28 protein-coding genes, 1 tRNA gene and 3 pseudogenes are annotated in these 24,570 nt (G+C 64.1%); 20 read left to right on the top strand and 12 right to left on the bottom strand.

Features of this window, described 5'->3' with window-relative positions; all coding sequences use genetic code 11:
* The 9 genes and pseudogenes from CR917_RS11285 to CR917_RS11245 form a co-directional block, all read left to right on the top strand.
* On the top strand, window positions 1–504 hold a 504-nt coding region (locus CR917_RS11285; RefSeq protein ID WP_173925044.1), incomplete at its 5' end, for a cbb3-type cytochrome c oxidase subunit I.
* Window positions 504–1,112: a cytochrome-c oxidase, cbb3-type subunit II gene (gene ccoO, locus CR917_RS11280; RefSeq protein WP_043862385.1), complete on the top strand. Its 609-nt coding sequence runs from the start codon at window positions 504–506 to the stop codon at window positions 1,110–1,112. The genes CR917_RS11285 and ccoO (CR917_RS11280), both read left to right, overlap by 1 nt.
* Window positions 1,113–1,117: 5 nt before the next feature.
* A complete protein-coding gene (locus CR917_RS11275) occupies window positions 1,118–1,315 on the top strand; it encodes a CcoQ/FixQ family Cbb3-type cytochrome c oxidase assembly chaperone (protein WP_043862418.1) in 198 nt (65 codons plus the stop codon).
* A pseudogene (locus CR917_RS11270) lies at window positions 1,312–1,980 on the top strand (cbb3-type cytochrome c oxidase N-terminal domain-containing protein); the annotation flags it as partial. The gene CR917_RS11275 and the pseudogene CR917_RS11270, both read left to right, overlap by 4 nt.
* A 2-nt stretch (window positions 1,981–1,982) precedes the next feature.
* A pseudogene (locus CR917_RS11265) lies at window positions 1,983–2,432 on the top strand (cbb3-type cytochrome c oxidase subunit I); the annotation flags it as partial.
* Window positions 2,433–2,442: 10 nt separating this feature from the next.
* Entirely contained in the window at window positions 2,443–3,051 is a 609-nt protein-coding gene (gene ccoO, locus CR917_RS11260; RefSeq protein ID WP_043862389.1) for a cytochrome-c oxidase, cbb3-type subunit II, read from the top strand.
* Window positions 3,052–3,056: 5 nt separating this feature from the next.
* On the top strand, window positions 3,057–3,254 hold the full coding sequence (locus CR917_RS11255; protein WP_043862388.1) for a CcoQ/FixQ family Cbb3-type cytochrome c oxidase assembly chaperone: 198 nt from the start codon (window positions 3,057–3,059) through the stop codon (window positions 3,252–3,254).
* Entirely contained in the window at window positions 3,251–4,186 is a 936-nt protein-coding gene (gene ccoP / locus CR917_RS11250; RefSeq protein WP_043862387.1) for a cytochrome-c oxidase, cbb3-type subunit III, read from the top strand. The genes CR917_RS11255 and ccoP overlap by 4 nt, the downstream gene beginning before the upstream one ends.
* A gap of 489 nt (window positions 4,187–4,675) precedes the next feature.
* Window positions 4,676–5,680: pseudogene (locus CR917_RS11245) on the top strand (cbb3-type cytochrome c oxidase subunit I); the annotation flags it as partial.
* Here CR917_RS11245 and CR917_RS27275 read toward each other — a convergent pair.
* Window positions 5,647–5,735 (bottom strand) — tRNA-Val (locus CR917_RS27275). The pseudogene CR917_RS11245 and the gene CR917_RS27275 sit on opposite strands and share 34 nt — an antisense overlap.
* Window positions 5,736–5,940: 205 nt before the next feature.
* Here CR917_RS27275 and CR917_RS11240 point away from each other — a divergent pair.
* Window positions 5,941–7,224 (top strand): FAD-binding oxidoreductase, encoded by a 1,284-nt coding sequence (locus tag CR917_RS11240; protein WP_043863032.1) that lies wholly within the window; start codon window positions 5,941–5,943, stop codon window positions 7,222–7,224.
* Window positions 7,225–7,242: 18 nt separating this feature from the next.
* On the opposite strand, the gene CR917_RS11235 is transcribed toward CR917_RS11240, so the two are convergent.
* Window positions 7,243–7,980 carry a peptidase C39 family protein gene (locus CR917_RS11235; protein WP_054915713.1) on the bottom strand — a complete coding sequence of 246 codons (738 nt, stop codon included), beginning with the start codon at window positions 7,978–7,980 and terminating at the stop codon, window positions 7,243–7,245.
* Window positions 7,981–8,136: 156 nt separating this feature from the next.
* Here CR917_RS11235 and CR917_RS27395 point away from each other — a divergent pair, with 156 nt between their 5' ends.
* Window positions 8,137–8,310: a hypothetical protein gene (locus CR917_RS27395; protein ID WP_173925043.1), complete on the top strand. Its 174-nt coding sequence runs from the start codon at window positions 8,137–8,139 to the stop codon at window positions 8,308–8,310.
* Window positions 8,311–8,392: 82 nt separating this feature from the next.
* Here CR917_RS27395 and CR917_RS11230 read toward each other — a convergent pair whose 3' ends face one another.
* The gene (locus tag CR917_RS11230) at window positions 8,393–9,151 is read right to left on the bottom strand and encodes a TerC family protein (RefSeq protein ID WP_043863034.1); all 759 of its coding nucleotides are present in this window, start codon (window positions 9,149–9,151) and stop codon (window positions 8,393–8,395) included.
* Between the two features lie 31 nt (window positions 9,152–9,182).
* The gene (locus tag CR917_RS11225) at window positions 9,183–9,437 is read right to left on the bottom strand and encodes a hypothetical protein (RefSeq protein ID WP_104572295.1); all 255 of its coding nucleotides are present in this window, start codon (window positions 9,435–9,437) and stop codon (window positions 9,183–9,185) included.
* Window positions 9,438–9,552: 115 nt separating this feature from the next.
* Here CR917_RS11225 and nhaR point away from each other — a divergent pair, with 115 nt between their 5' ends.
* Together nhaR and sstT are read left to right on the top strand one after the other, a co-directional pair.
* A complete protein-coding gene (gene nhaR, locus CR917_RS11220; RefSeq protein WP_043863167.1) occupies window positions 9,553–10,458 on the top strand; it encodes a transcriptional activator NhaR in 906 nt (301 codons plus the stop codon).
* A 242-nt stretch (window positions 10,459–10,700) separates the two neighbouring features.
* Window positions 10,701–11,912: a serine/threonine transporter SstT gene (gene sstT / locus CR917_RS11215; RefSeq protein WP_043863036.1), complete on the top strand. Its 1,212-nt coding sequence runs from the start codon at window positions 10,701–10,703 to the stop codon at window positions 11,910–11,912.
* A 66-nt stretch (window positions 11,913–11,978) separates the two neighbouring features.
* On the opposite strand, the gene CR917_RS11210 is transcribed toward sstT, so the two are convergent.
* Window positions 11,979–12,488: a DUF1993 family protein gene (locus tag CR917_RS11210; RefSeq protein ID WP_043863037.1), complete on the bottom strand. Its 510-nt coding sequence runs from the start codon at window positions 12,486–12,488 to the stop codon at window positions 11,979–11,981.
* Between the two features lie 124 nt (window positions 12,489–12,612).
* Between CR917_RS11210 and CR917_RS11205 the strand changes: the two genes are divergently transcribed.
* Window positions 12,613–13,257, top strand: a complete 645-nt coding sequence (locus CR917_RS11205; protein WP_043863038.1) for a YceH family protein — start codon at window positions 12,613–12,615, stop codon at window positions 13,255–13,257.
* 87 nt (window positions 13,258–13,344) lie between these two features.
* Here CR917_RS11205 and CR917_RS11200 read toward each other — a convergent pair whose 3' ends face one another.
* The gene (locus CR917_RS11200; RefSeq protein ID WP_043863039.1) at window positions 13,345–14,160 is read right to left on the bottom strand and encodes a shikimate 5-dehydrogenase; all 816 of its coding nucleotides are present in this window, start codon (window positions 14,158–14,160) and stop codon (window positions 13,345–13,347) included.
* Between the two features lie 192 nt (window positions 14,161–14,352).
* Here CR917_RS11200 and CR917_RS11195 point away from each other — a divergent pair, with 192 nt between their 5' ends.
* The 6 genes from CR917_RS11195 (at window position 14,353) to CR917_RS11170 (ending at window position 20,478) form a co-directional block, all read left to right on the top strand.
* Window positions 14,353–14,718 (top strand): hypothetical protein, encoded by a 366-nt coding sequence (locus CR917_RS11195; RefSeq protein WP_054915708.1) that lies wholly within the window; start codon window positions 14,353–14,355, stop codon window positions 14,716–14,718.
* Window positions 14,719–14,839: 121 nt separating this feature from the next.
* Window positions 14,840–15,028: a hypothetical protein gene (locus CR917_RS11190; protein WP_043863041.1), complete on the top strand. Its 189-nt coding sequence runs from the start codon at window positions 14,840–14,842 to the stop codon at window positions 15,026–15,028.
* A 191-nt stretch (window positions 15,029–15,219) separates the two neighbouring features.
* A complete protein-coding gene (gene pbpG, locus CR917_RS11185; protein WP_058541931.1) occupies window positions 15,220–16,143 on the top strand; it encodes a D-alanyl-D-alanine endopeptidase in 924 nt (307 codons plus the stop codon).
* A 185-nt stretch (window positions 16,144–16,328) separates the two neighbouring features.
* Window positions 16,329–17,681 (top strand): pyoverdine-tailoring dipeptidase-like protein PvdM, encoded by a 1,353-nt coding sequence (gene pvdM / locus CR917_RS11180; RefSeq protein ID WP_104572294.1) that lies wholly within the window; start codon window positions 16,329–16,331, stop codon window positions 17,679–17,681.
* Window positions 17,682–17,699: 18 nt separating this feature from the next.
* Window positions 17,700–18,983, top strand: a complete 1,284-nt coding sequence (locus CR917_RS11175) for an aminotransferase class V-fold PLP-dependent enzyme (RefSeq protein ID WP_104572293.1) — start codon at window positions 17,700–17,702, stop codon at window positions 18,981–18,983.
* Between the two features lie 160 nt (window positions 18,984–19,143).
* On the top strand, window positions 19,144–20,478 hold the full coding sequence (locus CR917_RS11170) for a lysine N(6)-hydroxylase/L-ornithine N(5)-oxygenase family protein (protein ID WP_104572292.1): 1,335 nt from the start codon (window positions 19,144–19,146) through the stop codon (window positions 20,476–20,478).
* A gap of 15 nt (window positions 20,479–20,493) precedes the next feature.
* On the opposite strand, the gene CR917_RS11165 is transcribed toward CR917_RS11170, so the two are convergent.
* The 6 genes from CR917_RS11165 to CR917_RS11140 form a co-directional block, all read right to left on the bottom strand.
* The gene (locus tag CR917_RS11165) at window positions 20,494–21,573 is read right to left on the bottom strand and encodes a DUF1615 domain-containing protein (RefSeq protein WP_104572291.1); all 1,080 of its coding nucleotides are present in this window, start codon (window positions 21,571–21,573) and stop codon (window positions 20,494–20,496) included.
* A 63-nt stretch (window positions 21,574–21,636) separates the two neighbouring features.
* A complete protein-coding gene (locus CR917_RS11160) occupies window positions 21,637–22,305 on the bottom strand; it encodes a hypothetical protein (protein ID WP_104572290.1) in 669 nt (222 codons plus the stop codon).
* A 78-nt stretch (window positions 22,306–22,383) separates the two neighbouring features.
* Window positions 22,384–22,878 (bottom strand): DUF1543 domain-containing protein, encoded by a 495-nt coding sequence (locus tag CR917_RS11155; protein WP_043863045.1) that lies wholly within the window; start codon window positions 22,876–22,878, stop codon window positions 22,384–22,386.
* Window positions 22,879–22,891: 13 nt separating this feature from the next.
* Window positions 22,892–23,443, bottom strand: a complete 552-nt coding sequence (locus CR917_RS11150) for a hydrolase (protein WP_043863046.1) — start codon at window positions 23,441–23,443, stop codon at window positions 22,892–22,894.
* 117 nt (window positions 23,444–23,560) lie between these two features.
* A complete protein-coding gene (locus tag CR917_RS11145) occupies window positions 23,561–24,280 on the bottom strand; it encodes a thioesterase II family protein (RefSeq protein WP_043863047.1) in 720 nt (239 codons plus the stop codon).
* Between the two features lie 10 nt (window positions 24,281–24,290).
* Window positions 24,291–24,515: an MbtH family protein gene (locus CR917_RS11140; protein ID WP_043863048.1), complete on the bottom strand. Its 225-nt coding sequence runs from the start codon at window positions 24,513–24,515 to the stop codon at window positions 24,291–24,293.
* Between the last annotated feature and the right edge of the window lie 55 nt (window positions 24,516–24,570).

Genomic DNA, 24,570 nt, shown 5'->3' with positions numbered 1-24,570 from the left:
TCGCTGGCGTTCTACGGCATGTCGACCTTCGAAGGCCCGATGATGGCGATCAAGACCGTCAACTCGCTGTCGCACTACACCGACTGGACCATCGGCCACGTACACGCCGGCGCTCTGGGCTGGGTAGCGATGATCTCGATCGGCGCGCTGTACCACATGATTCCGAAAATCTATGGCCGCGTGCAGATGCACAGCGTGGGCCTGATCAACGCGCACTTCTGGCTGGCGACCATCGGCACCGTGCTGTACATCGCCTCGATGTGGGTCAACGGCATCACCCAGGGCCTGATGTGGCGCGCCATCAACGACGACGGCACCCTCACCTACTCCTTCGTCGAAGCGCTGCAGGCCAGCCACCCGGGCTTTATCGTGCGTGCACTGGGCGGTGCGTTCTTCGCCTCCGGCATGCTGCTGATGGCCTACAACGTTTGGCGCACCGTCCGCGCCTCGCAGCCGGCCGAAGCTGAAGCCGCCGCTCAGATCGCTGTCGTTGGAGCTCACTGATGAAGCACGAAGTAGTCGAGAAGAATATCGGCCTGCTGGCCTTCTTCATGGTCATCGCCGTGAGCATCGGCGGCCTGACCCAGATCGTCCCGCTGTTCTTCCAGGACGTCACCAACAAGCCGGTCGAGGGCATGAAGCCCCGCGTCGCGCTGGAGCTGGAAGGCCGCGACATCTACATCCGTGAAGGCTGCGTGCAGTGTCACTCGCAGATGATCCGTCCGTTCCGCGCCGAAACCGAGCGCTACGGCCACTACTCGGTAGCCGGTGAAAGCGTGTGGGACCACCCGTTCCTGTGGGGTTCCAAGCGTACCGGGCCTGACCTGGCCCGCGTCGGCGGCCGCTACTCCGACGACTGGCACCGCGCGCACCTGTACAACCCGCGCAACGTGGTGCCGGAGTCGAAGATGCCGGCCTACCCGTGGCTGGTGGAGAACACCCTCGACGGCAAGCTGACCGCCAGGAAAATGGAAGTGTTGCGTACCCTCGGCACGCCCTACACCGACGAGGACATCGCCGGTGCCCGCGACGCGGTCAAGGGCAAGACTGAAATGGACGCTCTGGTTGCCTACCTGCAAGGGCTGGGCACCATCATCAAAAGCAAACGGTGACCTTGATGGATATCGGGATGATTCGTGGCCTGGGCACCGTCGTGGTGATGGTGGCCTTCATCGGCCTGGCGTTGTGGGTATTCAGTTCTCGGCGCAAGTCCGAGTTCGACGAAGCGACCATGCTGCCCTTCGCGGATGATCCCGAAGCCAGCAAGCACGTCGAGCAAGCGCAAGCGAGCGCTTCTAGGAGTAACAAAGAATGACTACCTTCTGGAGTCTGTACGTCACCGTTCTGAGTCTGGGTACCATCTTTGCCCTGACCTGGCTGCTGCTGTCCACCCGCAAGGGCCAGCGCAGCGAAACCACCGAAGAAACCGTGGGCCACGCCTACGACGGCATCGAGGAATACGACAACCCGCTGCCCAAGTGGTGGTTCATGCTGTTCGTGGGCACCATCGTGTTCGCCCTGGGCTACCTGGTGCTGTACCCGGGCCTGGGCAACTGGAAAGGCCTGCTGCCGGGCTACCAGTACCTGGACAACGAAAACAAGGTGGCCTTTGCCAACGGCGAGTCGGGCTGGACCGGCGTGCACGAGTGGGAAAAGGAAATGGCGCGTTCGGATGCCAAGTTCGGGCCGATCTTTGCCAAATTTGCAGCGATGCCAATTGAAGAAGTGGCCAAGGACCCGCAAGCCCTGAAGATGGGTGGCCGCCTGTTCGCCTCCAACTGCTCGGTATGCCACGGCTCCGACGCCAAGGGCTCCTACGGCTTCCCCAACCTGACCGACGACGACTGGCGCTGGGGTGGCGAGCCCGAGACCATCAAGGCCACCATCATGGGCGGTCGTCACGGCGTGATGCCGGCGTGGGCCGAAGTGATCGGCGAGCAGGGCGTGGCCGATGTGGCCGGGTTCGTGCTGACCAACCTCNGATGATGGCGATCAAGACCGTCAACGCCCTGTCGCACTACACCGACTGGACCATCGGCCACGTACACGCCGGCGCCCTTGGCTGGGTAGCGATGATCTCGATCGGCGCGCTGTACCACATGATCCCGAAAGTGTTCGGCCGCGAGCAGATGTACAGCCTGGGCCTGATCAACGCGCACTTCTGGCTCGCCACCATCGGCACCGTGCTGTACATCGCCTCGATGTGGGTCAACGGCATCGCCCAGGGCCTGATGTGGCGTGCAGTCAACGCCGACGGCACCCTGACCTACTCCTTCGTCGAAACCCTGGTGGCCAGCCACCCTGGCTTCATCGTGCGGTTCGTGGGCGGTGCGATCTTCCTCACCGGCATGTTCCTGATGGCCTGGAACACCTGGCGCACCGTGCGTGCCCCAGCGGGCGAGACCGCCAACGCCACTGCGCAGCTGGCCTGAGGAGAACCTGATGAAACACGAAGTAATCGAGAAGAACGTCTTCCTGCTGGTGCTGTTGATGGTGTTTGCCGTCAGCATCGGCGGCCTGACCCAGATCGTCCCGCTGTTCTTCCAGGACGTCACCAACAAGCCGGTCGAAGGCATGAAGCCCTACACCGCGCTGCAGCTGGAAGGCCGCGACATCTACATCCGTGAAGGCTGCGTACAGTGCCACTCGCAGATGATCCGTCCGTTCCGCGCCGAAACCGAACGCTACGGCCACTACTCGGTAGCCGGTGAAAGCGTGTGGGACCACCCGTTCCTGTGGGGCTCCAAGCGTACCGGCCCTGACCTGGCCCGCGTCGGCGGCCGCTACTCCGACGACTGGCACCGTGCGCACCTGTACAACCCGCGCAACGTGGTACCCGAGTCGAAGATGCCGGCCTACCCGTGGCTGGTGGCCAACCCGGTCGACAGCAGCCATACCGAGACCAAGCTGCGCGTGATGCGCACCCTGGGCGTGCCCTACAGCGACGACGATATCACCGGCGCCGTGGCCTCGCTCAAGGGCAAGTCCGAGATGGACGCGCTGGTCGCCTACCTGCAGGTGCTCGGCACCGCGATCAAGAACAAGAGGTAAGCGCCATGGACTTCACACTGGATATCGGCCAGTTGCGCGGCCTGGGCACCCTGCTGGTAGCCATCGCCTTCATCGGCCTGGCGCTGTGGGTGTTCAGCGGCCGGCGTGACCGCGAGTTCGCCGAAGCGAGCCTGCTGCCGTTCGCCGACGATCGCCTTGTACCTGCCGCCAAAGAATCCGAATCGAGGAGTAACGGGCAATGACCACCTTCTGGAGTACGTACATCTGCGTACTGACCATCGGTAGCCTGATCGGCCTGACCTGGCTGCTGCTCAGCACCCGCAAGGGCCAGAGCAAGGGCACCACCGACCAGACCATGGGCCACAGCTTCGACGGCATCGAGGAGTACGACAACCCGCTGCCCAAGTGGTGGTTCTGGCTGTTCGTCGGCACCCTGGTGTTCTCGGTGGGCTACCTGATCCTGTACCCGGGCCTGGGCAACTGGAAAGGCATCCTGCCCGGCTACGAGAACGGCTGGACCGGCGCCAACGAGTGGCAAAAGGAAATGGACCGCGCCGACGCCAAATTCGGGCCGATCTTCGCCAAGTTCGCCGCCATGCCGGTGGAGGAAGTGGCCAAGGACCCGCAGGCGCTGAAAATGGGCGGTCGCCTGTTCGCCTCCAACTGCTCGGTGTGCCACGGCTCGGACGCCAAGGGTGCCTACGGCTTCCCCAACCTCACCGACAATGACTGGCGCTGGGGCGGTGACCCGGAAACCATCAAGGCTTCGATCATGGGCGGTCGTCACGGCGTGATGCCGGCCTGGGCCGAAGTGATCGGCGAGCAGGGCGTGGCCGATGTGGCCGGGTTCGTGCTGACCAACCTCGATGGCCGCAGCCTGCCCAAGGACGCCAAGGCCGACGTGGAAAACGGCAAGCAGCTGTTCGCCACCAACTGCGTGGCCTGCCACGGGCCGGAAGGCAAAGGCACCCCGGCGATGGGCGCACCTGACCTGACCCACCCGCAGGCATTCATCTACGGTTCGAGCTATGCCCAGCTGCAGCAGACCATCCGTTACGGCCGTCAGGGCCAGATGCCGGCGCAGCAGGACATTCAGGGCAACGACAAGGTCCACCTGCTGGCGGCCTATGTCTACAGCCTGTCGCAACCGGCAGAGAACGTAACTGCCAAGTGAAACGATGATGTAACTGAGCCTTGACTCAAACCGCCGCATCGACAACGGTGCGGCGGTTCCCACCGCCCCTTGCGACCAAGTGTCGCACCCCGCCGCACACCCGCCTTGCACCCCCCCTGATCGAGACTAAGCTTGTTGCCACAGTGGCTTGAAGTCTTGCACCTGAATGCACCTTTTTGGCGCACTTTCTGTTCGCGAGCCACCACCAAAGGCTGATGGATCCCGGCCCAAGTGCGAATTGCCTGCCCTGACCACGCAGGACGATAGTGCCAAGGCAGCTTAATGCGTGCACAACGAAAGCGGAATAATGGTGCACATTATCGCCTTGCGATTGTGTACACTTCCCACCGCCAATCGGCTGGAAACGCCGTAAAATCGGCCTTCGCAAGGTGCGGCGCGATTTCCATCGCGTTGCAATAACCACACGGTTTATACATACTTGCGCCGATTTTTTAACCAACAAAAACACCCAAACCGTGGAACCTTAGAATGAGCACAGCAATCAGTCCGACTGCTTATAACTATAAGGTCGTCCGCCAGTTCGCCATCATGACGGTGGTCTGGGGGATCCTTGGCATGGGCCTCGGTGTCTTCATCGCCTCGCAACTGGTCTGGCCTCAGCTGAACCTGGACCTGCCGTGGACGAGCTTTGGACGCCTGCGCCCCCTGCACACCAACCTGGTGATCTTCGCCTTCGGTGGGTGCGCACTGTTTGCCACTTCCTACTATGTCGTGCAGCGAACCTGCCAGACGCGACTGATTTCCGACAGCCTCGCGGCCTTCACCTTCTGGGGCTGGCAAGCGGTGATCGTCGGCGCGCTGGTCACCCTGCCGCTGGGCTACACCACGACCAAGGAATACGCAGAACTGGAATGGCCTATCGCCATTTTGCTGGCCATCGTGTGGGTTACCTACGGTGCGGTGTTCTTCGGCACCATCGTCAAGCGCAAGACCAAGCACATCTATGTGGGCAACTGGTTCTACGGTGCCTTCATCGTGGTGACCGCGATGCTGCACATCGTCAACCACGCCTCGCTGCCGGTCAGCCTGTTCAAGTCGTACTCGGCCTACTCGGGCGCGACCGACGCGATGATCCAGTGGTGGTACGGCCACAACGCCGTGGGCTTCTTCCTGACCACCGGCTTCCTGGGCATGATGTACTACTTCGTACCCAAGCAGGCCGAACGCCCGATCTACTCGTATCGCCTGTCGATCGTGCACTTCTGGGCGCTGATCACCCTGTACATCTGGGCAGGCCCCCACCACCTGCACTACACCGCACTGCCCGACTGGGCGCAGTCGCTGGGCATGGCGATGTCGATCATCCTGCTGGCCCCGAGCTGGGGCGGCATGATCAACGGCATGATGACCCTGTCGGGCGCCTGGCATAAGCTGCGCACCGACCCGATCCTGCGTTTTCTGGTGGTATCGCTGGCGTTCTACGGCATGTCGACCTTCGAAGGCCCGATGATGGCGATCAAGACCGTCAACTCGAACCAACGACCCCCACCATGTCAAGGTGGTGCTCTAACCAACTGAGCTATGTGCCTGCTGTGAGGCGGCATTCTACGCAATCGACGCAGCGTGTCAATACTTTTTTTCACGCTAAGCCACTGAATACTAATATTTTTTACCCCAGCCCGGGTTTGCGCGATTTTTACCGTCTGGCTGGCGGGTGTTTATTATTGTTGATACGATCTGCACAATCGTAAAAAATATAGAACATACAACTACAAACCCTGAGGTGCCCGCACATGGCCAACACCCCCTACCCCCAGTCGTATTACGCCGCATCGGCCAACCCCGTCCCGCAGCGCCCGAGCCTGCAGGAAGAAGTACAGACCGACGTCTGCGTGATCGGTGCGGGTTACACCGGCCTGTCCAGTGCCCTGTTCCTGCTCGAGAACGGTTTCAGCGTCACCGTGCTTGAAGCCGCCAAGGTCGGCTTCGGTGCCTCTGGCCGCAACGGCGGTCAGATCGTCAACAGCTACAGCCGCGACATCGACGTGATCGAACGTACCGTCGGCCCCAAACAGGCACAGCTGCTCGGCCAGATGGCCTTCGAGGGCGGGCGCATCATCCGCGAGCGCGTGGCCAAGTACAACATCCAGTGCGACCTGAAGGACGGTGGCGTGTTCGCCGCCCTGACCAAAAAGCAGATGGGCCACCTGGAATCCCAGCAACGCCTGTGGGAACGCTACGGCCACACCCAGCTGGAACTGATGGACCAGCGCCGCATCCGTGAAGTGGTCGCCTGCGACAGCTACATCGGCGGCATGCTGGACATGAGCGGCGGCCATATCCACCCGCTCAACCTGGCCCTGGGCGAAGCCGCCGCAGTGGAATCGCTGGGTGGCAAGATTTACGAACAGTCCCCGGCCATCCGCATCGAGCGCGGTGCCAACCCGGTCGTACATACCCCGCAGGGCAAGGTGCGCGCCAAGTTCATCATCGTGGCGGGCAACGCCTACCTGGGCAACCTGGTACCGGAGCTGGCCGCCAAGTCGATGCCATGCGGTACTCAGGTGATCACCACCGAGCCGCTGAGCGAAGAGCTGGCACGTACCCTGCTGCCGCAGGACTACTGCGTGGAAGACTGCAACTACCTGCTCGACTACTACCGCCTGACCGGCGACAACCGCCTGATCTTCGGCGGTGGCGTGGTATACGGCGCGCGTGACCCGGCCAACATCGAGGCGATCATCCGCCCGAAAATGCTCAAGGCCTTCCCGCAGCTCAAGGACGTGAAGATCGACTACGCCTGGACCGGCAACTTCCTGCTGACCCTGTCGCGCCTGCCGCAGGTAGGTCGTCTGGGAGACAACATCTACTACTCCCAGGGCTGCAGCGGCCACGGCGTCACCTACACCCACCTGGCCGGCAAGGTGCTGGCCGAGGCCCTGCGCGGCCAGGCCGAGCGTTTCGACGCCTTCGCCGAACTGCCGCACTACCCGTTCCCGGGTGGCCAGATGCTGCGCGTACCGTTCAGTGCCCTGGGCGCGTGGTACTACAGCCTGCGCGACCGCCTGGGCGTGTAAGCCGGCAACCCCGGGCCGTCACTGCCCCACGGCATTGACGGCCTGGCGGGCCGCCTGCTCCTGGCCTGCCTGGGCCAGTTCATTGGCGGCCTTGAGCCAGCGCTGGCGGTCCACCTGGGCCGGCAGTTGGCCGGGCGGCTGCACCAGCACCGCCCAGCTCCCCTCCTTCTTCCAGGCTGCGGCGAAATCGTCGAAGTCCATCAGCAAGCGCCGATTGTTGCCCGCACGCAGCAGCACCCGCGACTTGTAGCGGTCATAACCCACCAGCAGGGCATAGCGCGGCTCGCTCCAGAACGCCGAACCTTCCTGATAGCGCAACAGCACCGGATTGCCCGCGGCCACCTGGGTCAGCAACGCCGGCAGGGTGCCGTCGAGCGGGTACACCACCATGCCGTACTGGCGTGCCACAGTCGCTACCGAGGCCTGCAGCCTGTCGACACCTTGTGGCAGTTGCAAGGGCCCTTCGAGCAGGCCGGGGGTGATGCGCACCCCCTGCTGCGAGAGGATCGCGGCCAGCGCCATCGGCGCGCTCTGGTTGGCGTTACCACGGTAGAACGGCACCGCGCCCAGTTCCACGCGCTGGGGCAGGCTGTTGAGCTGGGATGAAGGCTGGCTGGCGCAACCGGCCAGGCTGGCGGCCAGCAGGCAAGCCAGCAGCAGACGATGGGACACGCGACGTTTGGGGGCGGTGGGCAACATGGACACTCGCTTGTGCTGATGCCGGGCAGACGACGCCCGGCCCTGGCTTGCGATCATAGGCTGGCGCAGGCCTGCGGTATAGCCCGCGGCACGCTTAGAGCGAACTGAACCAAGGCGCTGGACCACTGGTCAACCGTCTGTCACAGACGATGGGCTAGACTGAGCTTGTGTCCGAATGGCGAGTGCAGCTTGCCCAGTCGAAGGAGGCACGCAATGAGTCTGACGATGGGAATCTTTCTGTTGATAGGCACGTGGCTGGTGGTAGCCGCAGCCATGCTCTGGGGGGTGTTGCGCATCGCGCGCCGCCACCATCTGCACCACCCGCAGCCGACCAGGACTGCATCCGAGGCACAGCGGCACGCTCGCCGCCACGCCAACGCGCACTGACGCGACACTGCATAACCACCTTCGCCGACAACGCCGGCGTCTGCAGGTGCGTCCTGCAGAGCCGACGTCGCTGGCGAAGCGGTCAGTCAGGTTTCGCTTGCAGCGCCTCGCGCCGCTCGCGAGCCCGGCGCGACATGATGTTGAGCACCTCGATCGCGGTGGAGAACGCCATCGCCGCATACACATAACCCTTGGGCACATGGGCACCGAAGCCTTCGGCGATCAGGGTCATGCCGATCATGATCAGGAAGCCCAGGGCCAGCATCACCACGGTAGGGTTGTCGTTGATGAACCGGGCCAGCGGGTCGGCGGCCACCAGCATCACGATCACCGCACTGATCACCGCGATGATCATGATCGGCAAGTGCTCGGTCATGCCCACGGCCGTGATGATGCTGTCGATCGAGAACACGATGTCCAGTACCAGGATCTGCCCGATCGCCGCGGCAAAGCCCAGGGTCACGGTAGACGACGCCTTGGTCTCTTCCTTGGCACGCGGGTCGACGCTGTGGTGAATCTCGGACGTCGCCTTCCACAGCAGGAACAGGCCACCGGCGATCAGGATCATGTCCTTCCACGAGAAGGCATGGCCGAACACGTCCACCACCGGCTCGGTAAGCTGCACGATCCACGCCACGGTGCTGAGCAGGCCCAGGCGCATCACCAGCGCCATGCTGATACCGATGCGCCGTGCCTTGGAGCGGAACTGCTCAGGCAGCTTGTTGGTGAGAATCGAGATGAAGATCAGGTTGTCGATGCCCAGCACGATCTCCATGGCCACCAGGGTAGCCAGGGCCACCCAGGCGGTCGGGCTTGCAGCAAGTTCCAACAGGTATTCCATGAATCAATCCTGAATCAGTGTGGGTAAAAAATCAGATTTCCCGGGCGCTGTCGTCGCGCTCGGGTTTGTCCTGGGACTCATCGGGCTTTTTCGCCAGGGGCGAACCGGTCGCGTCGCTGAGCGCCTGCTGGGCGGCATCGTTGGTCTTGTCGATCGCTTCCTTGGCCGACTGGGCAGCCTGGTTGAACATCTGCTGGGCAGATTTTTCCGCCTGCTCGCAACCGCTCATGGCCAGCAGCGCCAGCGCCATCACCAGGGGTGTGCCAATCGATTTGAAATACAGCATGGGTTCCTCTCTGAAGGTCTTGCCTTGATAGCGACGCATTCTAAAGAGACTGAAACATCCGGAAAATTCGTATTTTCAGCAGTTATACTTCGGTTTTTACGAATCGGAGATACACATGCTCAACTACCGACAACTGCATTACTTCTGGGTCGTGGCCAAGACCGGCAGCATCGTGCGTGCCGGCGAGCAGCTCAATCTCACCCCGCAGACCATCAGCGGGCAGATCAGCCTGCTTGAGCATAGCTACGGTATCGAATTGTTTCGCCGTGTGGGACGCCAGCTCGAACTGACCGAGACCGGGCGCCAGGCCCTGTCCTACGCCGAGCAGATGTTCCAGATTGGCGGCGAACTGGAAGCAGTGCTGCGCGCCCAGCCCGATGAGCAGCAGATTCTGTTTCGCGTGGGGGTGGCCGACGTGGTGCCCAAGTCGATCGTGTACCGGCTGCTGGCGCCGACCATGGAGCTGCCCGACCCGCTGCGCCTGACCTGCCGCGAGGACAAGCTCGAGCGCCTGCTGGCAGATTTGGCAGTACAGCGCCTGGACATGGTGATTTCCGACAGCCCGATGCCCAGCCATCTGGACATCAAGGGCTACAGCCAGAAGCTCGGGGAGTGCGGCATCAGTTTCTTCGCCACCCCGGCACTGGCTGCCCTGCATCCGGCGCCCTTTCCTGTCGGCCTGCAGCATGCACCGATGCTCATTCCCGGCCAGGAGACGGTGGTGCGCAGCCGGCTGCTGCGCTGGTTCGCCGAGCAACAGTTGCAGCCGCGCATCGTCGGCGAATTCGATGACAGTGCGCTGATGCAGGCATTCGGGCAGTCGGGCAGCGGCATCTTCATCGCCCCCAGCGTGATCGCCGACGAGGTCTGCCGCCAGTACGGGGTGGAGTTGATCGGCCAGACCGATGCCGTCACCGAGTCGTTCTATGCCATTTCGGTAGAGCGCAAGGTCAAGCACCCGGGCATCGTCGCGATCACCGAAGGTGCCCGCCGCGAGCTGTTCAACTGGCCTGCGCCCTGAGAGACACACGGCACCGACATCACATCCCGGGCCTAAACATTCCACGGCCCGAACCGTCGATAGAAGGACGCGCCGACGCATCGCGACAACACGCCCCACCTACCGCCAGGCAGTGTGCTGCGGTCAGGGCCCGCGTGCTGTGCTAAAGTCCCGCCCCTTTCGCCGCAGGGCTAGCCCGCGGCATGCCTTTGCTACGCTATCCGGGCCTCCCGGACCTTGCACAAGAACGAGAAACACCTGTCATGACCCCACTTCTGAACCTGTTGAACCGTACCAGTCTGGTACTGCAGATCGTGATCGGCCTGGTGGCCGGCATTGCCGTGGCGCTGCTCTGGCCAGCCGCCGCGCTGAACCTGGCATTTATCGGCAAGGTATTTGTCAGTGCACTCAAGGCGGTGGCACCCATTCTGGTGTTCATCCTGGTGATGGCTTCCATCGCCAACCACAGGCACGGCCAGGAAACCCATATCCGCCCTATTCTGGTGCTCTATCTTTTCGGCACCTTTTCCGCAGCGGTAGTGGCGGTGGTCGCCAGCATGCTGTTCCCCTCCCAGTTGGTGCTGGCCACTCATGATGTGGCGATGAGCCCGCCTGGTGGCATCAGCGAAGTGCTGCAAGGCCTGCTGCTGAGCGTGGTGGCCAACCCGGTGACTGCGCTGATGGAGGCCAACTTCATCGGCATCCTGGCCTGGGCGATCGCCCTGGGCGTGGCTATCCGACATGCCGGTGAAACCACCCGCACCGTGGTCGACGACCTGTCCAAGGGCGTAACGCTGATCGTGCGCATGGTCATCCGTTTCGCGCCTCTGGGGATCTTCGGCCTGGTGGCGGCGACCCTGGCCGAATCCGGCCTGGGGGCCCTGCTGGGCTACCTGCACCTGCTGGCGGTGCTGATCGGCTGCATGCTGTTCGTGGCGCTGGTGATGAACCCGCTGATCGTGTACTGGAAAATCCGTCGCAACCCATTCCCGCTGACGCTGCTGTGCCTGCGCGAAAGCGGCATCACCGCGTTCTTCACCCGCAGCTCGGCCGCCAACATTCCGGTCAACCTGGCCCTGAGCGAAAAGCTCGGGCTGCATGAAGACACCTACTCGGTGTCGATCCCGCTGGGTGCGACCATCAACATGGCCGGCGCGGCCATCACCATCACCGTGCTGACCCTGGCGGCGGTGCATACCCTGGGCATCAGCGTCGACCTGCCCACGGCCATCCTGCTCAGCGTGGTCGCCGCCGTGTGCGCATGCGGCGCCTCGGGTGTGGCGGGCGGCTCGCTGCTGCTGATTCCGCTGGCGTGCGGCCTGTTCGGCATTCCCAGCGAGGTGGCCATGCAGGTGGTGGCGGTAGGCTTCATCATCGGCATCCTGCAGGACTCGGCCGAAACGGCGCTCAATTCGTCCACCGACGTGCTGTTCACGGCCGCCGCGTGCGAGGCCGAGGAACGCCAGGCGAGCTGATCCTGGCAGGCATGAAAAAGCCCGGCAAGGCGTTGACCTTGCCGGGCTTTTTTCATGCCTGGGTAATCAGAACGCGCCCATGTAGTCGCGCTTGCCGATCTCCACGCCATTGTGGCGCAGGATGGCGTAGGCCGTGGTCACGTGGAAGAAGAACTGCGGCAGGCCGTAGGTCAGCAGGTAGCTCTGGCCGGTAAAGCGTTTTTCTTTCGGCGTACCCGGACGGGTGATGATCTCGATGCCTTCCTTGCCGTCGATCTGCTTCGCTTCGATCTGCTCGACGAAGGCCAACACCTTGGCGATCAGCGCCTGCAGCTCGGCAAAGGTGGTTTCAGTGTCGTCGTACTTGGGCAGTTCGACCTCGGCCAGGCGGGCCGAAACCCCCTTGGCGAAGTCCACGGCAATCTGCACCTGGCGAACCAGCGGGAACATGTCGGGGTACAGGCGCGCCTGCAGGAAGACATTGGCGTCGATATTCTTCGCCTCGGCGTGCGCCTGGGCCTTGCCCAGCACATCGCTCAGGGCATTGAGCATCTGCTTGAAAACGGGAACAGAGGCGGCGTACAGGGAAATGGTCATGACAGTCTCGCTGGGTGATGGATTGAGCGTGGCCGATTATAGACACGCTTGGCGGCGCCCGGCGGCTTGTCTTTTATTCTGCAAGGATTAGGCTAGTTGCCTTCCACAGCATAGGGAACGCGCGATGAGCACTGAGTTGGACACCCCCGTTGACGAGCAACGCCTCGACAGCACGCAAATCCGTATCCTCGGCGCCTTGATCGAAAAGCAGGCCACCAGCCCCGAAACCTACCCCCTCACCCTCAACGCCGTGGTGCTGGCCTGCAACCAGAAGACCAGCCGCGAGCCGGTGATGAACCTGACCCAGGGCCAGGTCGGCCAGAGCCTGCGTGCCCTCGAAAGCCAGGGCCTGGCGCGCCTGCAGATGGGCAGCCGGGCCGACCGCTGGGAGCACCGCGTCGACAAGGCGCTGGAGCTGGTACCAGCGCAACAGGTGCTGCTGGGGCTGATGTTCCTGCGCGGGCCGCAGACGGTCAGCGAGCTGCTGACGCGCAGCAACCGCATGCATGAATTCGAGGATGCCGAACAGGTGCTGCATCAGCTGGAGCGCCTGGTAGCCCGGGGCTTTGCCCTGCACCTGCCGCGCCAGCCCGGCCAGCGCGAAGACCGCTACACCCATGCCTTCGGCGACCCGGCCGACATCGAAGCGATTCTGGCGGCACGCCAGCAAGGCGCGGAACGCCCTGTCGGCGGCGTGTCGGCCGAGCGCATCGAGGCACTGGAGGCGCGTATCGCGGCGCTGGAAGAACGCCTGGCGCAGCTGGAGTAGCCAGCTCGGCACAGGGTCGAGCAATGCTTTGCGGGAGCACGTTCAGCCGCTCCCGCTCACTGCCTGGCGCGAACCTGCCTGCAGGGCTCAATCGCCCCGCGCAAACGCCACCGCTTCGGCGATCTGCCGTGAATCGGGGCGCACCCCAGTATACAGCACGAACTGCTCCAGCGCCTGCAACGCAATCACCTCCAGCCCGGTAACCACTGGTTTGCCAGCAGCCTGGGCGGCCACGATCAAGGGCGTCTGCGCCGGCATCGCCACCACGTCGAACACCGCCTGCGCCGCCTCGATCTGCTCGTGCTCGAAGGCCAGTTGCTGCGCCTCGGCCCCGCCCGCCATGCCGATCGGTGTCACGTTCACCAGCAACCGGGCCCGCACACCGTGTGGCTCGGCCTGCCAGCGATAGCCACAGGTGCGGGCCAGCCGCTCGCCGGCCTCGCGATTGCGCGCAACGATCGTGCCGTCGCTGAAACCGGCATCGCGCAGCGCGCACGCCACCGCCTTGGCCATGCCGCCGCTGCCGCGCAGCGCCACGCTCCATGCAGGGTCCAGGCGATGCTGGTGAATCAGTTGACGCACCGCCAGGTAATCGGTGTTGAAGCCCTTGAGATGCCCCTGGGTGTTGACCAGCGTGTTCACCGAATCGATGGCCGCCGCCGAGGGGTCCAGTTCATCGAGCAACGCGATGCAGGCCTCCTTGAACGGCATCGACACACCGCACCCACGCACACCCAGCGCGCGAATGCCGGCCACGGCGGCCGGCAGGTCGGTGGTGGTCATGGCCTTGTAGTAGTAATCCAGCCCCAGCTGCTGGTACAGATGGTTATGAAAGCGCACGCCGAAGGTACCGGGGCGCCCGGCCAGGGACATGCACAAAACGGTGTCTTTGCTGGGGGTCATCGATTGGCTCCTGAAAACGGCAGGGGCACCAGTATGCACTCACTGCCCACCGAACCGTTGATCGGGGCTTACACAACCTTTACTCAACGCCCGTGCCATTTTTCCGGGGGCTGCGGTCTTATGGGTATCCCCGCGCCACGTCTTGGGTGTCTCGACAGCACCAGCGCCGGGGCTGCAAACCGAGGAGTCTTCATGAACCGTCACATCCCGAGAATCGCCCTGCTGGTTGGCGCCCTGGCCGTCTGCGGGCAAGCGGCCGCCCACGGTGGTGGCGGCGGCTGGCACGGGGGTGCCGGCCCGGTGCTTGGCGCGGCCGTCGTCGGTGCCGTGGTGGGTGCGGTGGTGTCCGGCAACCACGACCGTACCGTCTACGTCGAGCGCCAGCCGGCCTACTACGGCCCCCCGCCGGTGTATGTCCAGGCCCCGCCGCCGCCGGTGTACTACCAGCCGTACCCGCCGTATCCGGTTGTGGAGCGCTACGTACCGGTGCCGCCGCCGTATTACCGCGAGCGCTACTACGGCCCGCCACCGGTGTACTACGGACCGCCCCGCTGGTAGCACCGGCCCTGCGCCCTGCCTGCGGGCAGGGCGCTGGCTGTCGGGGAAACCGCCCGCATTGGCTTGATCGCCGTTCAGGCCTAGGCTGGCATACCCTCACAGCCTGAACCCAGGAGTTCGCATGACCGCTGAAAAAGGATTTCCAGCCCCGCTCGACCCAGCCCAACACCCCCTTGCCGCCGCGCAGCAGATGACCCTGGCGATCATCCTCAGCGGCCAGTACAAGCTGCCACAGACGCCCGCCAAGGCGGCCGAGGCAGGTCACGAGCTGCTCAAGGCCGTCACCGCCGGCTACCTCAAGTCCCGCTAAGGTCCCGCTCGGCTGGTTCGGCACGCCGATCCAGCCGCTGCAAACGAAGCCCAGGGTTAAATAAATTTCATAGTTCGCCCAATGTTTACGGGGCAATCGACACAGACTCGACCATACTCCTAGAATGTAACGGCTTGTAATAAAAAACCCGTGCACAGCCAACGACATACCTACATTTAGTGAGCACCAACGTGAAAACCTCCCTGTCTATTCTCAGCCTGCTGCTGATGCTCACTGGCACTGCCAGCGTCACGTCGAACGCTGTTGCCCAACCGGCCCCCCAGGTCCAGCGCGACCCTGCCAAGCTGCACCTGGCCTCGGGCAGTGCACTGCTGATCGACCTGCAGACCAACAAGGTGCTCTATGCGAGCAACCCGGACCGTGTGGTGCCGATCGCCTCGGTCACCAAACTGATGACCGCGATGGTGGTGCTCGATGCCAAGCAGGCCATGGACGAACCCCTGACCATCACCATCGCCCAGACCAAGGAAATGAAGGGCGTGTACTCGCGGGTTCGTCTGGGTAGCGAGCTGAACCGTCGCGACACCCTGCTGATTACCCTGATGTCCTCGGAAAACCGGGCCGCCGCGACCCTTGCGCACCACTACCCCGGTGGCTACACCGCCTTCATCAAGGCCATGAACGCCAAGGCCAAGGCCCTGGGCATGAGTCATACCCGCTATGTGGAACCCACCGGCCTGTCGACCAGCAACGTGTCCACCGCTCGCGACCTGAGCAAGCTGCTGCTGGCCGCGCGCAGCTACCCGCTGCTGAGCGAGCTGAGCACCACCCGCGAAAAGACCGTGGCCTTCAAGAAACCCAACTACACCCTGGGCTTTCGCAACACCGACCACCTGGTCAACAAGAGCAACTGGGACATCAAGCTGACCAAGACCGGCTTCACCAACGAGGCCGGCCATTGCCTGGTGCTGCTGACGCGGATGGACAATCGCCCGGTGGCCATGGTGATACTCGATGCCTTCGGCAAGTACACCCATTTCGCCGATGCCAGCCGCATGCGCCAATGGCTGGAAACCGGCGACGCCAAACCCGCCCCGGCCGTCGCGATCCGCTACAAGGCCGAACGCAGCCAGAACCGCCCTGCGGTCGACTGATCGCACACACTGCCGTGCCTCGCGCACGGCAGACACCCCACCCGCCAAGATCGTGAAGCCACAACTCCGAGCGCGCGCCGGAGGTTGTAAATTTAGCCCTCCATCAATCGTCCTTCCCCTGACACCCGACCTTCGCCTGACACAGCCAGGCCGTCGGACCGATCAGTACTGCGACCGAGATGGCAATGACCAGAACCCGTTCCCGAAAAGCCCTGTACATCGGCCTGCCGCTTGCCCTGGCAGCAGTCGTGGGCGCAGCCGCCGCTGGCTACCTGTACTGGAAGCAAGGGCCTGCCTACCCCCGCGAGATCGTCGAGCAGGCCAATGCCCTGCACGAGCACATGCTGTCCTTCGATAGCCACATCACCGTACCGCTGGACATGGGCACCGCTGGCCACGAGGTGGACAAGAACAGCGGCGGCCAGCTCGATCTGGTCAAGGCCGGCCAGGGGCGACTATCCGGCGCGGCGCTGACGATCTTCGGCTGGCCCGAACTGTGGAACGGCCCGAATGCGCCCCACCGCCCCACTCCGGGATTTGTCGACGAGGCCCGCCACCAACAGGAGGTGCGCTACAAGATCATCAGCGCCATGGTGCGCGACTTCCCCAACCAGATCGGCATCGCCTACACCCCCGACGACATGCGCCGCCTGCATGGCGAGGGCAAGTTCGCCATCTTCATCAGCATGCTCAACGCCTACCCACTGGGAAACGACCTGTCCCAGCTCGACCTGTGGGCGGCCCGTGGCATGCGCATGTTCGGCTTCAGCTACACCGGCAACAATGACTGGGCGGACTCCTCGCGGCCGCTGCCGTTCTTCAACGACACCGCTGACGCCCTGGGAGGGCTGTCGCCAATCGGCAAGCAGGCGGTCAAGCGCCTGAACGATCTGGGGGTGATCATCGATGTCTCGCAGATGTCGACCCTGGCCCTGGAGGACGTGGCTCGCCTGAGCCGCACCCCGATCGTGGCCTCGCACTCGGCGCCACGGGCGTTGGTGGATATCCCGCGTAACCTCAGCGACAAGGAACTGAAACTGATCAGGGACAGCGACGGCGTGGTCCAGGTCGTCGGCTTCGGCACCTATCTCAAGCCCCTGAGCAAACCGACCCTGGACAAACTCGAGGCTCTGCGCGCCCGCTTCGACCTGCAGCCCCTGCAGGGGCTGGCCAATGCGCTGATGCCGGGCGATGCGGTGATTGCGATCTGGCCCGAGGCGCGCTTTGGCGATTATGCCGGCAACCTCTACGGCATCATCGATGAGGAGCCCAAGGCCACCCTCAAGGATTTCGGCGATGCAATCGACTACGTCGTGAAGAAGATCGGCATCGACCATGTGGGCATCAGCTCGGACTTTAACGACGGTGGCGGCCTGGACGGCTGGAAGGACGCCAGCGAAACCCGCAACGTGACTGCCGAACTGCTCAGCCGCGGCTACTCCGAAGCAGACATCGCCAAGCTGTGGGGTGGCAACTTCCTGCGCGTGTGGGCCCAGGTGCAGAAAGCCGCACAACCCGTTGCCACGCTAGCCCCCTGACCCTTATCGAGCGCCGACATGACCGACCGTCGTACATTCCTCAAGCAGGCCGGGGTACTTGCCGCCAGCCTGCCGCTAGGCACCAGCCTGCTGCCTGCTGCCCAGGCGGCCCCTACCGCGCAGCTAAACGGCCCGGACAAATGGCGAAACCTGCGTCAACTGTTCCCGCTGGACCCGAATGTGGCCCACTTCGCCAACTTCCTGGTCACCGCCCACCCCAGGCCGGTACAGGAGGCCATCGATCGGTTTCGTGCCGAAGTCGATCTCAATCCCGCCGAGCAGATGGACTGGGAAAGCCAGAACGAGTGGAAGCGTGAAGGCGAAGTGCGCAACTGGGCGGCCTGTTATCTGGAGGTCAAGCCCCGCCAGATCGCCCTTACCGGCAGTACCACCGAAGGGCTGGGCATGATCTACGGTGGCTTGCAGGTGGGCCCCGGGCAAGAGATCCTGACCACCGAGCACGAGCATTACTCCACGCATAAATGCCTGGCCTTCCGCCACCAGCGCCAGGGCACGTCCGTGCGCAAACTGCGCCTGTTCGAGCAGCCCTGGCAGGTGTCCACCGACCAGGTGCTGAGCACAATCGACCAGAATATCCGCCCCAACACCCGCGTGCTCGGCATGACCTGGGTGCACTCGGGCAGCGGGGTCAAGTTGCCGGTGGGCGAGATCGGCGCTCTGGTGCGCCGCCACAATCGCGAACGCAGCGAGCAGGACCGCATCCTGTATGTGATCGACGGCGTGCACGGGTTCGGCGTGGACAACCAGCGCTTCGACGACTTCAACTGCGACTATTTCATCGCTGGCACCCACAAGTGGATGTTCGGTCCGCGGGGTACGGGAATCATCTGCGCCGCCTCGGAAAAAATGCAGCATCTGGTGCCCACCTTCGCGACCTTCTCCGAGGATGAGGACTTCGCCACCATCATGACCCCCGGGGGCTACCACGCCTTCGAGCATCGATGGGCACTGGGCAAGGCCTTCGAACTGCACCTGCAACTGGGCAAGGCGCAGGTGCAGGCACGCATCCACCAGCTCAACACCGCGCTCAAACAGCGCCTGCTCGAACACAAGGCGATCGAGCTGGTGACACCGTTGAGCACCGAGTACTCCGCCGGGTTTACTTTCCTGCGCATCAAGGACCACGACGCCCGCGCCGTGGCCGCCCACCTGGTACGCAACCGCGTGATGGTCGATGCCGTCTCCCGCGATGCCGGGCCGGTGATCCGCTTCGCACCCGGCCTGCTCAACGACGAACAGCAGATCGATCGGGCCATGGCCCTGCTGACCCAATACCTCTGACAGAGCCCGTTTCCAGCCCTGCCGCCGGGCGGCAGGGCTTCCTGAAGCAGGGTCAGCGGTAAATTCCAAGCCTCACAGCTCGTTCTATCGGAGTACCTGAGCAGGATCAGGGGCGCAAAAAACTGGCGCCCCACCTCGACCACACACGGGAGCCGCACCCATGAACCAGCCCTCAACATCCGAAACAATCCACGACCTGATCGGCGTCGGCTTCGGCCCCTCCAACCTGGCCCTGGCCATCGCCCTGGAAGAACTCGCCCAGACCAACGGCCATGCCCTCGATGCGCTGTTCATCGACAAGCAGAGCGACTACCGCTGGCACGGCAACACCCTGGCCACCCAGAGCGAACTGCAGATTTCCTTCCTCAAGGACCTGGTGTCCCTGCGCAACCCCACCAGCCCCTACAGCTTCGTCAACTACCTGCACCAGAAGAAGCGCCTGGCCGACTTCATCAACCTGGGCACCTTCTACCCCTGCCGCCTGGAGTACAACGACTACCTGCGCTGGGCCGCCGAGCACTTCGCCACCCAGGCGGTGTATGGCGAGGAGATCCTGCGCGTGGAACCTGAACTGCTGGACGGGCGTATCGACCACCTGCGCGTGATCTCCCGCAGCGCCCAGGGCCATGAACGCCTGCGCCGGGCACGCTCGGTGGTGGTGGGCAGCGGCGGCACGCCGAAGATCCCGCCGGTATTCGCGCCCTTCAAGGACGATCCGCGCGTGTTCCACCACTCCCAGTACCTGAACAGCCTGGAACAACTGCCGTGCACCCAGGGCAAGCCCATGCGCATCGCGATCATCGGCTCGGGGCAAAGCGCCGCCGAGGCCCTGATCGACCTGAACGACAGCTACCCGTCGGTCAAGGCCGACATGATCCTGCGCGGCTCGGCACTCAAGCCGGCCGATGACAGCCCGTTCGTCAACGAGGTCTTCACCCCCGACTACACCGACCTGGTGTTCAACCAGCCCCAGGCCGAGCGTGCCAAGCTGATCTCCGAGTACCACAACACCAACTACTCGGTAGTGGACATCGACCTGATCGAACGCATCTACGGCATGCTCTACCGTCAGAAAGTCGCCCATCAGTACCGTCACGCCGTTCTGTGCCGACGCAACATCGAGGCCGCCGTCAGCACCGACAAGGGTATCGAGCTGACCCTGCGCGACCTGGCCACCGGCATCCAGCAGACCCACGTGTACGACGCGGTGATTCTTGCCACCGGCTATGAGCGCCGCTCCCATCGCGAGCTGCTGGCGCCGCTGCAACAGCACCTCAAGGACTTCGAAGTGGACCGCGACTATCGCGTGCTGGCCAGCCCGGAGCTCAACGCAGCGGTATACCTGCAGGGCTTCTGCGAAGCGTCACACGGCCTGAGCGATACCCTGCTGTCGGTACTGCCAGTGCGCGCAGCCGAGATCGGCCAGTCGCTGTACCAGAGCCTGGGCCAGCGCGCCAGCAACGCCCGCGCCAGCGCGACCCTGGCCAGCGCCTGAGCCTGCCCCGTGCTATCAGCGCTGCATGCAGCGCCGATAGCGCTCATCCACCCGTTTGGCAAACCATGCCGTGGTCAGCTTTCGGGTGATCTTGGGGCTCTTGAGTTCGATGCCTGGCAACTGTGCCCGCGGCAACGGCTTGCCCGCAGCCGCCTCGGCCAGTGCATACACCCGCTGATACAGCCGCGTGCGCTCGAATGCCAGGCTGTCCCCCTCCTCCAGCTGACTGCGAATGGTCGGGTTGCGCAGGCCGAGCCTGTCACCCAGGCGCCGTACCGCCTGTTCGGTGGCCCCCGGAAAAATCGCCCCTGGCGCGATCAGGTCGCCGTCCAGCGCCAGTTCCACGCCCGACGCCTGGCTGACCGCATGCTGGAACGCCGCGTTGCGGCTTGCGTACCAGCCTGCATTGAAGTCGGCAAACCGATACAGCGGCTGCTCGTAGCTGGCTGGGTAACCCAGCAGATGGGCGATGCCGAAGTACAGCCCGCCGCGCCGAGTGAACACTTCCTGGCGCAGGGTGCCGCTGTAGGCATAGGGGTAGTCCTGGGCGTGGCGTTCGGCGAACGCGATGCTGACCTGCATCGGCCCCCCGGTGCGCACCGGGTTCAGGTCGCCGAGCAAGGTACGCCCAAGCGGCAGCGAACCGATCAGGTCGTCGAACAGTGCACTCAGTTGCTTCTCGCTGCGCACCGCCGCCAGTCGCTGGCTGTAGGTTCTGCCATCGGGCGAGTGGGTTTGCAGCGCGGCCTCCACCAGCCGCTGCGGTACATGCAGACGCGCCGCACGCCGGTCGATCTCGGCGCGGGCAATGCGCCCCAGGCCGGGCACTTGCGGGTCGGCCTGGTAGGTCGACTCCTGCTCGGTCACCGCCAGCACCGCGCACAGGTTGCTGCGGCTGGGGTCGAGCTTCTGTGCGGCAAACGCCGTCTGAATGTCCGCCGCCCACCCTTCACGGTCGCCAGTGGCGGCTGGCATCAGTGCAACCACCGTGGCGCGCACCTGGGCCGGCGTGGCCTGTTGCGCCCCACGCTGGCCGGCGCACCCCTGCAACAGCAGCGCCAGCGTGGCCAGCACCATCCATCCGCGTAAAGGCATACAGCCCCCGGCTATCGGTCGAGGGCCCCACAGTACACAGCCGGGGCCGGCCCGTGCAAACCGTCAGCAGCCCGGCTTGGTCAACTCGGTGCCGATGGTGACCGCATTGACCTTGACCTTGTCGAAGCTGGCCTGCGCCACTTCATCGAAGGTGCGCTCGCAGTTGAAGCGGGTGTCCACCACAAAGTCGTCACCCTTGGCCTTCTGCATGGCCTCGCTCCAGTGACCGGCCGCCGCGCTGGCCTCATCATCCACCAGCACCACCTCCAGCAGCACTTCGGTAAACCCCACTGCTCGCGGTCCTTGCCAGAGCGCGTACACCGACGGGTCGGCGGCATTGCCGCACATGCTCAGGCAACTGGCGTAGAACTCCAGCCCGCCTCCCGAAGACCTGGCCATTGCACCGAACGTCAGGGGCTGCGCGGGCGGCGGCGCAAAGTCGCCGATGAACGTGCTCAGGTCTGCCTTGCAGGTGGGCGAGAGCTCCATGCGCAGCTCGCTGACCGTGCCGCCGCCGGCCGTGGCGGTGATTTCGCAGCCTTGCACCTTGTAAGTATGGGTGTCGCCGAACGAGGTACGCGCAACACCGGCTACCGACTCGAAGAAACGCAGGTTGGTGCCCAGCATCTCGCCATTGAACACCTGGGCCACCGTGGCCTGGGCCAGGGCCAGATTCGGCAGAGCGCTGAGGGTGAGTGCGCAGCAGAAGCCAGACAGTGCACGTGAACGCATCGGAACATCCTGTAAGGGCAGAAAATGAAGCGCGTACTGTAATCCAGGCTAACGGCAAATAGCCATCAAGCTCGCCCATCAGCCCAGCACGATGTAGTCGCTGCGCTGCACCAGCGGGGCATGCTCGCCTGCAATCAGGCGCACGTATCGGCCACCGAGCTGGTCGATGGCGATGCAGTCATCCACGTCCATCACTGCATCGGTGTGCGCCTGGCTCCAGTGACGTGCCATGCGTTGCTTGCCGATGGCCTTGGCCTGGGCCTTGCTGGTGGCCACCACCAACAGGTACTGGTGCGCCTCGCCGAACGCACCGGGCTCGTAGCCGCCCAGGTTGATGAAATACAGGCGTGGCTCGCCGGCAGCCGGCTGCATGTCCGACCAGTGCAGCTTGTAGCCGTCGACCCCGTCGACCTCCAGCCAGGAATCGATGTGCACGCCCCTGGCGCTGCCGAACCATTGCTCGCGCAATTGCGGGTAGGCCGCTTCGAGGGTCGGGGCCACCACGAACACCACATCGTGCACTTCGATGCGGGCCCGGGGGTGTTTGCCCCCCAGCATCACCACGAACAACATGATCCGCCCACCCTCAAGGTTGCTCGCCGACCAGGAAGGTCTTGCTGATGTGGCGAAATTTCTCGTGGCCGGCGCTGCCCAGCAGCTCGAACAGCACCATCTCGCGAGTCACGATCTGCGCGCCGGCATCACGCATGCGCTGCAGGCCGGCGCTCTTGCTGAGCAGGCTGCGGCTGTCGCAGGCGTCCTCCACCACGAACACCTGCCTGCCCAGCGCCAGCAGGCCGAGCACTGTCTGCAGCACGCACACGTGGGTTTCCATGCCGCACACAATCACCTGGTGGCGGGCCAGCAGGCTGGCGGGCAGGCAGTCGGCAGCCACGCAGGAAAAGTGCACCTTTTCCACCACCTCGGCAGCGGGCGCCGCCTCGAGCAGCGCACCGACGGTGTGCCCGAGGCCCTTGGGATACTGTTCGGAAATCACCGTGGGCAACCCCAGTTCGGCCGTCGCCGCCAGCAACCAGCGGGTGCGGGCCAGCGTGCCGGCAGGGTCGCTGACCGCGCCGATGAGTTTTTCCTGAACGTCGATGACCAGCAGCGTGGCCTGGGTAGGGTCGATCAGCATTGCGTGCGCTCCATGGCGGGCGCCGGGGCGATGGGTGTCACCGCCAGGCGGCTTGCGGACAGAAACCCGGGCAGCGCGATGGCTGCCCGGGCCCGGTCGGATGCTACCACGCGAGGCTCATGCGGTCAGGCGGTGCGGCTCCAGGGCCTGGCTGAGCACGCCCAGCACCTGTTCTTCATGCTCATGGATGAAGAAGTGCCCGCCGGGGAAGAGCGCCAGCGAGAAATCACCCTGGCTCTCCTGACGCCAGGCCAGCAACTGCTCCTGGGTCGCGCGATCCTCCTCGCCCCCGAGCACATGCAGCGGGCAACGCAGTGCCGGGCGCTGCCGATAGGCGTAGCGTCCGCACAACAGAAAGTCTGCGCGCAACACCGGCAGGGTCAGGCTCATCAGTTCCTCGTTGCCCAGCACTTCCTCCGAAGTACCGCCCAGGGTGCGCAACTCTTCGATCAGTTGCGGGTCGCTCTTGGGTTCGCGCCAGCTTTCGTCGTCGTAGCCTTCACGACGGGTCGGCGCCGCCGTACCGCTGGCAAACAACGCCACCGGTGGCGGGCAGCCCAGCGCCTGCAGCTCGTGCACCAGCTCGAACGCCAGCAGCGCCCCCAGGCTGTGCCCCAGCACCGCGTAGGGCTGGTGGGCGACAAGGCTCTGTTCGGCGGCCAGTTGCCGGGCCAGGGCCTGCATGTCGGTGTACAACGGCTCGCCAAGGCGTGCACCCCGCCCTGGCAGCTCCACCGGGCGCACGTTCAACCAGGCGGGCACCTTGCGCCGCCAGCGGCTGAAGACCATGGCGCTGGCACCCGAGTACGGCAGGCACAACAGGGTCAGTGACGACACGTGCCGCCCCTCACTGCGCCGCAGCGGTTTCGGCCATCTTCTGGCGCAGGCTCAGCGGGCGCATGTCGGTCCATACCTCATCGATGTACGCCAGGCACTCAGCCTTCAAACCGCTCTTGCCGACGGTGCGCCAGCCGTTGGGGATAGCCTTGTAGTCCGGCCAGATGGAGTACTGTTCCTCGTGGTTGACCACAACCTGGAACACGATATCGTCGCGATCGAATACGGAAGTCATTGCCTGTCTCCTTGGTTGAATGAGGCTCGTGGCGCGGGAGGCGTACGGGCGCTAC

The organism is Pseudomonas sp. BRM28 (genome assembly GCF_002939405.1).
GTDB lineage: Bacteria > Pseudomonadota > Gammaproteobacteria > Pseudomonadales > Pseudomonadaceae > Aquipseudomonas > Aquipseudomonas palmensis.
This window is presented reverse-complemented; position numbering and strand designations above follow the sequence as displayed.